Annotated in this window: 12 protein-coding genes; all 12 read right to left on the bottom strand. The window is 74.2% G+C overall.

Annotated features, from left to right (window positions below; all coding sequences use genetic code 11):
- Positions 1–4: 4 nt before the first annotated feature.
- On the bottom strand, positions 5–1954 hold the full coding sequence (locus tag FHX32_RS35595; protein WP_167191987.1) for an SUMF1/EgtB/PvdO family nonheme iron enzyme: 1950 nt from the start codon (positions 1952–1954) through the stop codon (positions 5–7).
- Between the two features lie 55 nt (positions 1955–2009).
- Positions 2010–2948: a ribokinase gene (locus FHX32_RS33325; protein ID WP_167191985.1), complete on the bottom strand. Its 939-nt coding sequence runs from the start codon at positions 2946–2948 to the stop codon at positions 2010–2012.
- Positions 2945–4375 (bottom strand): ADP-ribosylglycohydrolase family protein, encoded by a 1431-nt coding sequence (locus tag FHX32_RS33320; RefSeq protein WP_167191983.1) that lies wholly within the window; start codon positions 4373–4375, stop codon positions 2945–2947. The genes FHX32_RS33325 and FHX32_RS33320 overlap by 4 nt, the downstream gene beginning before the upstream one ends.
- Positions 4372–5553, bottom strand: coding sequence for an ADP-ribosylglycohydrolase family protein (locus FHX32_RS33315; RefSeq protein WP_167191981.1), 1182 nt, complete (start codon positions 5551–5553; stop codon positions 4372–4374). The genes FHX32_RS33320 and FHX32_RS33315 overlap by 4 nt, the downstream gene beginning before the upstream one ends.
- 2 nt (positions 5554–5555) lie before the next feature.
- Complete coding sequence (locus FHX32_RS33310; protein WP_167191979.1) at positions 5556–6848, bottom strand: ABC transporter substrate-binding protein; 1293 nt, start codon at positions 6846–6848, stop codon at positions 5556–5558.
- A 38-nt stretch (positions 6849–6886) separates the two neighbouring features.
- Positions 6887–7726, bottom strand: coding sequence for a carbohydrate ABC transporter permease (locus FHX32_RS33305; protein WP_486481461.1), 840 nt, complete (start codon positions 7724–7726; stop codon positions 6887–6889).
- Between the two features lies 1 nt (position 7727).
- Positions 7728–8663 (bottom strand): carbohydrate ABC transporter permease, encoded by a 936-nt coding sequence (locus tag FHX32_RS33300; RefSeq protein WP_486481460.1) that lies wholly within the window; start codon positions 8661–8663, stop codon positions 7728–7730.
- The gene (locus tag FHX32_RS33295) at positions 8660–9775 is read right to left on the bottom strand and encodes a LacI family DNA-binding transcriptional regulator (RefSeq protein ID WP_167191977.1); all 1116 of its coding nucleotides are present in this window, start codon (positions 9773–9775) and stop codon (positions 8660–8662) included. Before FHX32_RS33295 ends, FHX32_RS33300 begins: the two co-directional genes overlap by 4 nt.
- Before the next feature lie 169 nt (positions 9776–9944).
- Positions 9945–10604: a hypothetical protein gene (locus FHX32_RS33290; RefSeq protein WP_167191975.1), complete on the bottom strand. Its 660-nt coding sequence runs from the start codon at positions 10602–10604 to the stop codon at positions 9945–9947.
- Between the two features lie 141 nt (positions 10605–10745).
- Complete coding sequence (locus FHX32_RS33285) at positions 10746–11951, bottom strand: snapalysin family zinc-dependent metalloprotease (protein ID WP_167191973.1); 1206 nt, start codon at positions 11949–11951, stop codon at positions 10746–10748.
- A 145-nt stretch (positions 11952–12096) separates the two neighbouring features.
- Positions 12097–12516 carry an NUDIX domain-containing protein gene (locus FHX32_RS33280; RefSeq protein WP_167191971.1) on the bottom strand — a complete coding sequence of 140 codons (420 nt, stop codon included), beginning with the start codon at positions 12514–12516 and terminating at the stop codon, positions 12097–12099.
- A 19-nt stretch (positions 12517–12535) separates the two neighbouring features.
- Positions 12536–13498 (bottom strand): ArsR/SmtB family transcription factor, encoded by a 963-nt coding sequence (locus tag FHX32_RS33275; RefSeq protein WP_486481459.1) that lies wholly within the window; start codon positions 13496–13498, stop codon positions 12536–12538.
- Between the last annotated feature and the right edge of the window lie 42 nt (positions 13499–13540).

Here is a 13540-nt window from a genome sequence, read left to right as displayed (position 1 = left end):
CAGGTCACTCCTGTCCGGTCGTGAGGTCCGCGGCGCAGCGGAAGCCGACCTGCTCGGAGCGGGTCAGCCCGGCGCCGGTCAGCAGCAGCTTCACCGACACGTCCGGCGGCTGCGGGCCGCCGTCGAAGTACCAGTCCGAGCCCTCCGCCCGGTACGCGGCGCCGCCCTTGACAATGACGAACCGGGTCCGCCCGTCGGTGTGCTCGCTCTCGGTCAGGTTCCACACCAGCGGCTCCCGGCGGTTGAGCAGTCCCGCCTCGGCGGCCACCTGCCACTCGTCCTCGGTGGGCAGCCGCAGCCCGGCCCAGGCCGCGTACGCCCGGGCGTCGGCCAGGTCGACCCCGGTCACCGGGGCGTCGGCCGGCCCCCGGCCGGCGGTGAACCGCTCGGGCCGCACCGGCCGGTAGCCGGTGGCGCGCAGGAACTCGGCGTACTGGCCGTGGGTGACCTCGTCGGTGGCGATGGCGAACCGGCCGAGCTGGACGCTGCGGCGCAGTGTGCCGGTGTGGTGCAGCCGCGGCGGCAGCGGCTTCCACTCGTTGACGTACGGGGTTTCCCCGTACAGCCCGGTCTCGCGCACCCGGTAGCGCACCAGCAGGTCCCGCCGCCCGCCGTCGACGGCGACCATGCCGTCCGTCGGCGCGGCGCGCGGCGCCCACGGGGTGCGGGTCCGCACCGCGGCCCGGGCCGGGAAGGACGGATCGCCGGTCGGGGCGGGGTGCGCCGACACGGGCGCGTCGGTGGCGACCACCGCGGCGATCGCGCCGCCCGGCAGCGGGCCGCCCACCGCCACCCGACCGTCCGCGGTCGGGGTGGCGGTCAGGTCGGCGCCGGTGACCAGGTCGACGAAGCGCCGGCCGGGACGCGGCTCGGTGACCAGCCACGGCCCGTCGTGGTCGCCACCGCGGTTGGCCACCGTCCACAGTGGTACGCCGTGGTGCGTCCAGCGGGACGCGTACACCTGGCCGGTGCCCGGGTGGTCGGCGAGCGGGACCCAGTCCTCGGCGCGCAACCACGCGGCGTGGCTGGTCTGCACCCGGCGCATCGCCCGCAGCACCGCCCGGTCGCGGTCGTTCCAGCCGACCCAGACGCCGAAGACGCTCTCCCAGACCAGCATTCCGACGCCGTTGAGCCAGGCGGAGTGCAGCTCGTCGAGGTGGTCGCGGTGCCAGCGGCGGGTGTGGTGCAGCACGTGCCGCCGCTCGAACCACTTGGCCCGCAGCACCCCGGGCACCGGCGAGTCGGCGAACCACTGCGCCCAGGACATCGCGTGGTCGGCGATCCGGGCCAGCGGCACCCGGCTCTCCCCCTCCAGCACCATCCCGGGCCGGACGGCGTCCAGCTCGCGGCGCAGCTCGTCCGCGCCCTCCTTGAGGGTGTCCAGGAAGATCCCGTCGACGCCGAGCTTGCCGGCCAGCGCCGCGACCTCCTGCGCGTCGGTGCCGGCCTCCCGCCGGGTGCCGGTGTCCCAGGGGTTGTAGTCGACGAACACCCGCACCCCGCGGGCCTGGAAGGCGCGCACCACATCGGGCAGGTCGGGCACGTCTCGGTACCAGTCGAACTGGTTGCGCTCGTCCAGCCCGATCACCGGGTACGCGTGCCAGAGCACCACCCCGTCGAAGCCGCCGAAGTCCCGGTCGGCCGCGTCGAGGAAGTCCTCGACGGTGAACACGCCGCGCTCGTGGTCGTAGAGCGTCTCGTCCCAGAGCCAGGCCAGGCAGACGCTGAAGCAGTCGAGTCCGATCTCGTCGTAGTGCGCCCCGGTGTAGCCGAGCCGCGCCCGCGCGTCGGCGCGCCAGCGGGTGAGCTGGTCACGCCAGGCCGGCCAGTCCGCCGGATCGTCCGGGGCGGCGAAGATCTTCGCCTCGTCCAGCGCGGTCAGGTCGGCGTCCCCGGCGAGCGGCACCTCGGTGGGCCGGTCGATCGGGCGCGGCACGTACGGGTTGAAACTCACGGCGTCACCTCGGTTCGCGACTGCGGGGCTCGCAACACCGGCTCACTCCTCGCGCTCACGGCGTCCCCCGGTATGTCGTGGTGTACAGGGCCTCGATGGCGGTCCGCTCGGGCAGCGCGGTCGACGCGCCGGGGCACTGGGCACAGGCCGCCCCGGCGGCACACGCCCAGCGCAGGATCGCGGTGACCGCGTCGGCGTCGACGGCGCCGCCGCGTTCGGCCCAGCCGACGGCCAGCGCCCCGGTGAACGCGTCACCGGCCGCGGTGGTGTCCACCGCGTCGATCCGCGGCGCCGGGATCTCCAGCCGCACCCCGCCCCGGTCCGCGTACGCGGCGCCGCGCGCGCCGAGGGTCAGCACCACCCGCGGCACCAGCTCCAGCAGGGCGTCCAGCAGCACCGGCGGCTCGTCGGCGAAGACCCCGGCGACCACGGCCGCCTCGTGCTCGTTGACCACCAGCACGTCGACCAGGTCGAGCAGTTCGGCCGGCAGCGGCGCGGCCGGCGCGGCGTTGAGCACCACGGTGGTGCCCTCGGCGCGGGCAAGTCCGGCGGCCGCGACCACGGTGGGCAGCGGCACCTCCAGCTGGAGCAGCAGCACGTCGGCGGCGGCGATCGACGCCCGGTCGTCGTCGTCCAGGTCGGTGAGTTCGCCGTTGGCGCCGGGGGCGACCACGATGAAGTTCTCCGCGTTCCGGTCGACCGCGATCAGCGCGACGCCGGACGGGCCGGGCACGGTGCGCAGGCCGCGCACGTCCACGCCCGCCGCGACCAGGCTCGCCCGCAGCTGCGCGCCGAACTCGTCGTCGCCGACCGCGCCGACGAAGCCGCAGGCCGCGCCGGCCCGGGCGGCGGCGACCGCCTGGTTGGCGCCCTTGCCGCCGGGCACGGTGCGGAAGTTCTCGCCGAGCACCGTCTCGCCCGGGCGGGGCAGCTGCGGCGCCGTCACCACCAGGTCGAGGTTGGTGCTGCCCACCACGACCACCTGGGCGGTCACCGCGCACCTCCCGCCGTACCCGGAGCCGGGCCGGCGCCCGACCCCGGCCCGGCGGCGGCCGAAGCCGGACCGGCCAGGGCGGCCGGGGTCGGCTCGGCGAGCGCGGCGGTCCGGGTGGCCAGCTCGTCGAAGCCGATCCCGTCGAAGCCGGCGATGCTGCTGGCCAGCCGGTTGCGCAGCGGGGCCACCCAGCGCTCGGGCAGCCCGGACGCCCCGGCCAGGGCACCGGTGACCGCGCCGACCGTGGCGCCGGTCGAGTCGGTGTCCCAGCCCCCGCTGACCACCGCGCAGATGGACCGCTCCAGGTCCCCCCGCCCGTACGCCAGCGCGGCCGCCACCAACGCGGCGTTGTTGCGGACGTGCACCCAGTGCAGGTGGCCGTGCCGGGCGTACAGCTCGTCCAGCACCGCCTCCCAGTCGTCGGTGGAGGCGCCCAGCGCCCGCGCCTCGCGCACCGTGGCGGCGAACCGGCTGCCCGGCGGCAGCACCGACTCGCCGGCGTCGAGCACCTCGTCGACGCTGGTGGCGACCGTCGCGGCGGCCGCCATCGCGGCCACCCAGATGGCTCCGTAGGCGCCGGCGCGGACGTGGCTGACCGTGGCGTCGCGCCAGGCCAGCTCGGCGGCCCGGTCGGGGCGGCCCGGGTTGACCCAGCCGTAGACGTCGGTGCGGATCTGCGCGCCGATCCACTCCCGGAACGGGTTGTGCCGCCGCGCGGTAGCCGGCGGCGCCAACCCGAGCAGCAGGTTTCGGTAGGCGACCCGCTCGGCGGTGAAGACCCGCCCGCCGGGCAGCCAGTCCAGCCACGCCTGCGCCACGTCGGCGCTGCTGAAGTCCCGCCCGTGGGTCTCCAGCACGCGCAGCGCCAGCAGGGCGAAGTTCAGGTCGTCGTCCTCGGGCATGCCGTCGATGTTCTCGGCCAGGCTGGTCGGCGCGCTGCGCCGGTTCCACGGCCAGCGGGCAGCCACCTCGGCGGGCAGCCCACGTGCGGTGAACCAGGCGCGCAGCGGCCACCGGCCGGTGGCGACGAGGATCTCCCGGATCCCGTGACGGGGGATCTTCTCCACCGGCTTGCCGAGCAGGCAGCCCGCCGCCCGGCCCAACCAGGCGCCGTGCAGCCGGTCGTACGCCACCGTGGTCGGCAGCGACCAGGTCGCCGGCCAGGTCGCCCGCAGGGTCGCCAGGTCGTCCGGCTCGTCGGCGGCGGCCGGGGTGGGCAGCGCGTCGGCGGCGTCCAGCAGCTCGACGGCGAGCGCCCGCAGCGCCGGCGGCGCCGGGGCCGGCGAGGCGCCGCTGACCGGTGGGGTGAGGTCCCCGCCGGCCGCCGCCCACCGCTCGGCGAGCGGACCGACGTCGCGGCCCTCGTCCCGGCTGGCGGCCAGTTCGTGCGGCAGCAGGTCCTCCGGCTGCACCCAGGTGATCCTCACCGGGTCGGCTCCTCGCCCCGCGCCGCGCCGGCCCGCTCCGCCCCGGCGGTCAGCCCGGCGAAGCGCTCGGCCCGCTGGGTGAACCGGGCCCGGTCACGCTCGAAGACCTCGGTGGCCACCGCCGCGAGCACGCGGGCCGGCTCCACCAGGTCGGTCCGGGAGGCGGTGCCGACCGCGTCGGACCACTCCGCCGGCACCGCCGCCGCGCCGCCCAGCGCCCCGGCTATCGCGCCGGCCATGGTGGCGGTGGAGTCGGCGTCCCGGCCGTAGTTCACCGCGCCGAGCACCGCCGGGCGGAACTCGCCGCCGGCCACCACCAGCATGCCGATGGCCACCGGAAGTTCCTCGATGGCGTGCAGCCGGCTGGGCCGGCGAGCGCCGAGCCCCGGGCTGCGGTACTCCTCCCCCACCGTGTCGTAGGGCGCCACCGCGGCCCGCAGCGCGGGGATCGCGGCCTTCCAGTCGTGGTGGCCCCGGGCCTCCTTGACGACCGCGTCGATCGCCGCCCGGGTGCCGTCGCGGGCCAGGTCCAGCGCCGCGGTGACCACGTCCTCGACGCCCGCGCCGGGGGCCGCCGCGGCGGCGACCGCGGCGGCGAAGACCGCCGCGGCCTCCCGCCCGTAGCTGTGCTGGTGCGCCCCGGCGATCTCCACCGCCTCGGCGTACGCCCCGGCCGGGTCGCCCGCGTTGACGATGCCGACCGGGGCCATGTACATGGCCGCGCCGCAGTTGACGATGTTGCCGACGCCCGCCTCGCGCGGGTCGGCGTGCGCGTGGTGCAGGCGGGTGACCAACCACCGCTCGGCGGCCGCGAGCCGGTGGAAGGTCACCCCCTCGCGCTCCAGGTCCGGGATGTACACCACCCGCTCGATCAGGTCGGGGACGAGCAGCTCCACCACGTCGTACGCGTCGAGGTGGTCCCGCTTGGCCGCGTACGCCCGCACCAGTGCGTGGGTCATCAACGTGTCGTCGGTGATGTGCCCGTCGCCCTTGTGGTACGGCGCGAGTGGCCGCGCGGTGGCCCAGTCGGCGTGGTACGGGGGCACGATGCCCTCCACCCAGCCGCCGAAGCGGGCCCGGATCTGCTCCGGTAGTGCCGTCTCGGTGGCCCCGCCGAGGGCATCGCCCACGGCGGCGCCGACCAGACATCCGACCGACTTGTCGAGCAAGAGTGCCATCGTTACCTCAGAACCTGCTTGCCCCCGTCGACCAGCTGCGTGCCGAGCTGGTCCAGGGTGATCTTGTTGGCGAAGTACTGCTGCAGGGCCGGGGTGGCGTACTTGGTCTTCCACTCCGGGTACCCGTCGGCCATCTGGAACGGCGCGACGGTCAGGTCGGCCGCGCTGTCCGCGGCGACGTCCCAGCCCTGCTTGCCGCCGGTCAGCTTGACCAGCTCCTCGTTGGCCTGCTTGCCGGTGGGCACCAGCCAGTCACCCTTGGCCAGCGCGGCCATGTTGGCCGGGTTGAGGAAGTACTCCAGGAACTGCGCGGCCTGCTTCTTGGCCTTGGAGTCCTCGGCGATGGACAGCGTCTGCGGGTTCGCGGCCTGCTTGCTGGACAGCCCCTTGACCGGCGGCAGGGTCACCCACTCGAAGTCGGCCGGCGCCTGTTCGACCATCTGCTGGCGCAGCGACACCGAGCCGGGCAGCATGGCGTACTTGCCGCCGAAGAAGCCGGGCAGGGTGTCCGCGCCGCTCATCCCGAGCGCCTCCGGGGAGGCCGACTTCGTCGTGTAGATCATGTCGTGGATCCGCTTCGGGACCTCCTTCTCCGCGTCGCCGACCTTGACCTCGGTCTTGCCACCGTCGGTGTAGAAGAACTTCCCGTCGAAGTTGAGCGCCAGGTTCAGCACCCGGTTGGTCGGCGACTTCAACGCCCACGCCACGCCGTACTGGCCGGGCTTGGTGAGCTTCTGCGCGTTGGCCTGGAACTCGTCCCAGGTCCAGCCGCCGTCGGCCGGCGGCACCGCGACACCGGCGGCGTCGAGCAGCTTCTTGTTGGCGATGACGACCTGCGACTCCAGCAGGAACGGCACGCCGGTGACCTTGCCGTCGTAGGTGACGGTGTCCCAGACACCCTGGTCGACCTGGCCCTTCAGGTCGTCGGAGATCAGGCCGGACAGGTCGGTCAGGTAGCCCTGCTTGCTGAACTCGCCGATCGCGGACGCCTCGTAGTGCACGATGTCCGGCGCGTCGCCGCCCTCGAACGAGGTGACCAGCTGGTCGTGCACCGAGTTCCAGTCACCCTGGACGTACTCGACCTGGATGTCCGGATGCTCGGCGTTCCATTTGGCGACCAGGTCCTTGTTGGCCTGCAGCGACTCCTTCTGCCAGGCCAGGCTGAGGAAGCGCAGCTTGACCGGGCCGGATGTGGTCTCGTCGTCGCCGCCGTCGCCGCACGCGGCGAGCGTGCCGACGCCGACGACCGCGACCGCGGCGGCCGCGGCCAGTCGACGGAATCTGCTACGGAGCATGGGGGAAAACCTCCTCGGTGGTGGATGGGGGGGGTGGATCAGCCCTTGACCGCGCCGGCGAGCGACCCGGACGAGAGCCGGCGTTGCATGAACGCGAAGAAGATCAGGCTGGGCAGGGTGGCCAGCAGCGAGCCGGCCGCCAGCGGGCCCAGGCGGGCGGTGCCCTCGATGCCCACGAACCGGGCCAGCGCCACCGGCAGGGTGGCCAGCTCGGGCGTCTTGACCAGCACCAGGGCGAAGAAGAACTCGTTCCAGGCGGAGATGAACGAGAACAGCGCGGTGGCCACCACCCCGGGGGCGAGCAGCGGGAAGACCACCCGGCGCAACACCTGCACCCGGCTGGCGCCGTCCACGCTGGCGGCCTCCTCCAGCTCGCGCGGGATGTTGCGGACGAAGCCCTGCAGCATCCAGAGCGCGAACGGCAGCGCCCAGACCACGTAGATCAGCACCAGTCCGGCGTGCGTGTTGGCCAGCCCCACCTGCCGCAGCACCAGGAAGATCGGGATGATCAGCAGCACGAACGGGAACAGCTGGGAGAGCAGAACCCAGCCCAGGGCCGCGGTGCCGAGCTTGGAGCGGAACCGGGCCAGGGCGTACGAGGCGGGCAGCGCGACCAGCACGGTGAGCACCGCCGAGGCGAGCGAGACCTGGAGGCTGTTCAGCGCCGCCCGGCCCAACTCCTGCTCGGTGAAGGCCTGCACGAAGTTCTGCACCGTCGGGTTGCTCGGGATCAGCGTGGGGTGCAGCTGCACCAGTTCCCGGGGCGGCTTGAACGACGTCGAGACCAGCCAGACCAGCGGGAACCCGAGGAAGATCAGGTAACCGGCCAGCGCCAGGTACTGCAACGTCCGCCCGGTACGGCTCGACTTTCCGATCACGTCAGTTCGCCTCCCTCAGCCGGCGACGCAGGTAGACGGCGAGCAGCGCCACGATGATCACGACCATCACGTTGCCGAGCGCGGCGGCGTAGCCGTAGTTGCCGTAGCGGAACGCCTCCTCGTACGCGAAGAGCATCGGCAGCATGGTCTTGCCGCCCGGCCCGCCCGCGGTGAGCACGTAGACCAGCCCGAACGAGTTGAAGTTCCAGATGAAGTCCAGCGAGGTGATCGCCACGATCACCGGGGTCAGTGCGGGCAGCGTGACGTGCCGGAACCGGTGCCAGGCGCTGGCTCCGTCCACCGCAGCCGCCTCGTGCAGCTCGCGGGCGACGCCCTGCAGACCGGCCAGCAGCACCACGGTGGTCTGCGGCATGCCCGCCCAGACGCCGACCAGGATCACCGCGGGCAGCGCGGTGCTGAAGTCGCCGAGCCAGTTGGTCCGCAGCCCGTCCGCGCCGACCCGGTGGAAGAACTCGTTCAGCAGGCCGGCGTCCGGGTGGTAGACCAGCTTCCAGAGGATGCCGACCACCACCGGGGGCATCGCCCACGGCACGACGGCCAGCACCCGCGCCACGCCCCGGAAGCGCAGCCGCTGGTTCAGCAGCAGCGCCAGGCCGAGGGCGAGCAGGAACTGCAGCACGGTCACCCCGAACGCCCAGAGCAGACCGATCTTGAACGAGTTCCAGAACAGCTCGTCGCCGAGCAGCTCGCGGTAGTTCGCCAGGCCGGTGAAGCTGACCTCGACGTTGCGCCCGGCCCGGGCGTCGGTGAAGCCCAGGTACATGCCGCGCAGCAGGGGGAAGACCGACAGCACCAGGATCGGCAGCAGCGACGGGAGCAGCAGCAGGTAGATCATGGTGCGGTCGGAGCGGGACCAGCCGCCCCGAGCGGGCCTTCCGGCCCGGTCGACGTCCGGCCGCTCGGCCAACGTGGTCACCGGTTCACCTCCTCGTTCGCTACCGCGGGACCGGCCGGCTCACCGCCCGCCGGCACCGCCGCATCGGCGGCCCGAGGGCTCGGCACGGCGGCCCGACTGGAGGCGCGGATCGCGAGGCTGGGCGGCACCTGCTCGCGTCGGGGCGGCAGCGCCGGGTCGGCGATCCGGGAGAGCAGCAGCTCGGCGGCCCGGCGACCGCGTTCGGCCGAGCCGAGCGAGACGCTGGACAGCTGCGGGAACATCATCTGGGCCAGTTCGGTGTCGTCCATGCCGACCACCGCCACGTCCTCGGGCACCCGGTGCCCGGCGGCCAGCAGGGCGTGCAGCGCGCCGACCGCGATCAGGTCGTTGGCGCAGATCAGCGCGTCCGGGCGGGCCCGGGCGAGCAGCCGCTGGGCGGCGGCGCGGCCGGCCGCGTACTGGAAGTCGCCGACCTCGACCAGACGCTCGTCGAGGTCGATGCCGTGCTCGGCCAGTGCGGCCCGGAACCCGGCGTCGCGGGCGGCGCCGGGGACGGTGTCCAGCGGACCGTTGACGAAGCCGATCCGGCGGCGCCCGGTGGCGACCAGGTGCTCCACCGCCAGCGCGACGCCGCGCCGCGAGTCGGTACGCACGTTGTCCACCGGGGCGTCGGCGCCGAGCTGGCCGATCACCACCACCGGCACCGGGCTGTCCACCATGGCGGCGAGATGGTCGTCGGTGACCCGGATCGGCGACAGGATCATGCCGTCGACGTAGCGGTTGGCCAGCCGGCGCAGCAGTGCTGTCTCGTTGTCGATCCGCCCGCCGGTGGCGTGCACCAGCAGCTGCCGCCCGGACGCGGCGACCACCGCCTCGATGGCCCGCATCATCGCCACGTACACCGGGTTGCCGATGTCCTCGACGGCGAGCGCGAGCAGGCCGGTGCGCTGCGACTGCAGGGAGCGGGCGATGGCGTTGGGCACGTAGCCGACCTCGGCGGCCGCGGCGCGCACCTTGCGGATGGTCTCCGGGCTGCCGCCGACGCCGTTGAGCACCCGCGAGGCGGAGGCGATGGAGACGCCGGCGCGGGCGGCGACCGTGTGGACGGTGGGCCGGCCGTCGGTCGACTCCTGTAAACGTTTACGACCCACGCTCGGCACCTCCACCTGATTGCTGTAAACGTTTCCGGGAGTCTGCGCCGTGCTCCGCGCCAAGGTCAAGGGCTCGTTACGAAAACGTTTCCAACTCGGTCGTACGACAGCACCGACCGCTGGTTGCGAGCGAGTTCCCGGCGCGGACGATCAGCCGGTGGGCGAGGGCTCAGGAGCCCCGCTTGCGCTCCTGGGCGAGCCGCTCGTCGAGCCGGCCCAACTCGTAGATGGCGTTCAAACTGGTGGGCAGCCGGGTCACGTTGTCGTCGACCGGCCCGGGCTCGGGCTCCGGTCCACCGGCCGGCGCGGCGGGCGCGGCGGCCGCGGCGGGCGCGACCCGGGGTCGGCCGCGACGCAGCAGCAGCACGACCGGCACCGCCAGAGCGCCGATGGCCATGCCGAACACCATCCACTGGAGCCGGTCGTCGTCGGCCGGCGCGGCGGGTCCCGCCAGCGGCGCCGGGTCGTCGACCGCGGCGGTGCGCCCGTCCGGCGCCGGCAGCACCCCTTCCCGGCCGCCCGGCCCCTGACCGGCCCGCCCGGGCACCGGCACGCCGGCCCCCGCGGGTGCCGGGGCGGAGGTCGACGACGACGGGACGGCCGGCGCGGGCGTCGGCGCCGAGGGGGCGGAGCCGCTCGGGGCGGGCGAGCCGCTCGGCGGCGGCGTGGTGCCGCCGTCACCACCGCCCAGCAGGCCGTCGACCACGTCACCGACGCCGCCGAGCAGACCGCCGACCAGCCCGCCGGAGCTCGACGACGACGGAGCGGGCGTCGGCGCGGGCGCCAAGGCCAGGGCCAGGGTCAGGGCGAGCGCGGCGACGGAAGGCATGAATCACCTCGGAAGGGGTCGATATGTGAGCACCGTACCGCACTCCGCGTATCCGCCGGGTGACGGCCCACGACTCCGCGCCGGCGCACACGGTCCACGGGGGACACCGCCGGGCGGCGTCCCCCGTGGCGGGCGGAGCGATCAGACCGGCAGGCCGCCGACCTGGGTGTTGATCCACGACCGGATGGACGGCAGGTCGCCGTAGATCGAGGGGCCGGTGGCGCAGACCGAGTTGTTGTTGCCGGACCGACTGGTGGCACCGATCAGGTTCCACACCCCGTTGATCCGGCGCACCTGCGGGCCGCCCGAGTCGCCGTAGCAGGCGCCGGAGTTGCCGTTGGTGTTGTTCGTGCAGATCTCGTACGGGCCGTTGATGCCGATGCAGCGGCTGTCCGACACGATCGAGGTGTCCAGCTCGTTCGCCACCGTCGGGGCGCCGCCGCAGCCGCGGGTCGGGCAGGTCTGGCCCCAGCCGATGATCCGGGTCGCCGTGCCGACCGCACCCGAGGTGGTCGGGATGGGTGCCGGGGCGTAGCCGACCGAGCTGGCCAGTTGCAGCAGCTTGACGTCGATCGTCGGGTGGTTGACCGCCCGGGTCACCCGGACCACCGTCCCGCCGCTGGTGCGGTTGACGCTGCCCACCCGCACCGAGTAGGGCGTCGAGCAGTGCCGGGCGGTGACCGCCCAGTTGGCCTTGATCAGGGTGCCGGTGCAGCCGGAGACGTACACCATCCACGGGTAGTTCTCGGTGGCCGGGCGGCCGCCGACCACCAGCGGCGCCACGTCACCCTCGGCGTCCGCGCCGTCGGTCCAGGTGTACGTCCGGGCGACGGTGTCCGCCGACGCGGCCAGGCCGCCGGCGAAGAGCTGGTTGACCCGGCTGGCCTCGGCCGAGCTGGGGTAGGCGTTGCGGCAGGAGACCGGGGCGCTGCTGCCGGACATCAGGTCGGAGCAGAGGCCGGTACGCCGGTCCGGCAGGCCGAGGATGTGGCCCAGCTCGTGGCTGGCGATGCGAGTGCGGTCGTAGCCCTGGTTGACCGCCGTCCAGCCCATCCAGATCCGGCCCGAGCCCAGGCCGGTGACCTGCGCCCGCGGCCACCCGCTGTCCACGTAGATGGTGACGTTGCCCGGCGTCCGGGGCACCAACTGGACGTTGCTGACCCGGCTGTTCCAGATCTGCGCGGCCTGGTCGAAGTTGGTACGGAACTCGCCGGCCCGGCTCGCGTCGTAGTAGACGGTGCGGGCCGCGGCGGACGCGGTCGTGCCGCTGGCCACCTGGACCCCGGCCGCGGCCAGCACGGCCGTCAGCACGGCGCCCCCGGCGCGCAGCAGTTGTCGTCGGAACATCACGCACTCCCTGTGTTCACGGCGGCAGGACCGCCGAACATCGATGTACGTGGATGTTAGATGGATCGCCGTCGATGTCCGCCATAACGGAACCGTCATACCGAGCGGCGTGCGCCCCCCCACCCGGGACGACGGGCCGCCCCGGTCAGGGCAGCGGATCGGGCAGCATCGCCAGGGTCGCCGGCAGCTGCGAGTGCAGCGGCTCGGGCAGCGCGTCGCGGGTGAACCAACCCAGCCGGTCGAACTTGTGCGGCTCGCCGATCGCCACCGTCGCCGGGTCGACCCGGACCGCGAAGACCACCGCCACCCAGTGCGACGGCGGGTCGGCCCGCAGCACGTTGCGCACCCCGAGCAGGGTGACCGCCAGCGGGGTGCTCGCGTACTCCTCGGCGACCTCCCGGCCGACCGCCGCCTCGAACGTCTCACCGAACTCCAGCGCGCCCGCGCCGGTGTCCCAGGTGCCCGGCTCGTCGCGCGCCCCGGCCGCGCGCCGGGCCAGCAGCAGCCGGCCCGCGCCGTCGTGGCAGACGAACACGCAGGAGACCTTCGGCGTGCGCCCGGTCATTGTCGTCCTCCCGTCCGGTTCACGGTGCGGCGGCGACCAGCGCCTCCGCCGCGGTCGTCCGGGCGTAGAGCACGAAGCGGCCGGAGCGGTGGGCGCCCACCAGACCCGCCGCGCGCAGCGCACCGAGGTGTGCCGACACCGTACCCGGGGTCAGCCCACACCGGTCGGCCAGTTCCGTGGTCGAGGTCGGCACCGCCAACTCGTGCAGCAACGCGGCCCGGGTCCGGCCGAGCACCCGGGCCAGCCCGCGACCGTGCGGACCCCGGGCCCGCTCCCAGAGCGTGGCCACCGCGCGGGCCGGATAGCGCAGCACCGGCTGACCCGGCGAGCCGAAGTTCGACCAGACCCGGGGACCGCAGAAGACCGACGGCACCAGCAGCAGCCCGCGCCCGTCGAGGTGGACCGTGCCGGAGACCACCAGGTGGTCGACGTGCAACGTGTCGCCCTCCAGCCGGACGTACGGGTCGAGGTGGTTGAGCAGACCGGCCACCCCGTCGGTGGCCATCCGCCGCGCGCCCAGCAGCACCTCCCGCTCCAGCAGCGTGCGCATCCGCGGCCAGTACGGCCCGATCGCCGCGTCGGCGTACGCCCGCACCACCTCGGCCAGCCGGGCCAACCCGGCCGGCGGGTCGTCGGACAACTGCGCCAGCCGCGGCGACCGCGGCCGCGCGCCCAGATCAGCCCGGACGGCCTCGGCCGGGGTGGCGGCGAGGGTGGCCAGCTCCACGTCCAGGGTCGGCTGGGAGGTCGACGGGGGCGGACAGAGGAAGCTCGGCACCACCCCGGTCAGCACCGGCACCAGGTCGGCGAGGAGCCGCCAGTCCACCCCGGCCAGCCGCGGCCGGGCCCGCTCGACCCAGGGCAGGTGCTCCGGGAACCAGTGCGGTTGCCGGATGACCCGGACGCTGGCGACCACCTCCCACAGCGGCGACACCGCGAACCGGGTGGTCGCCAGGTCGCGCGCGGCCAACCCGACCAGCATCATCGGCACCTCCGGTGGGTTTGGCGAGAATCAAATCTATCG

This window comes from Micromonospora sp. CNZ280 (assembly GCF_011759515.1).
This window is presented reverse-complemented; position numbering and strand designations above follow the sequence as displayed.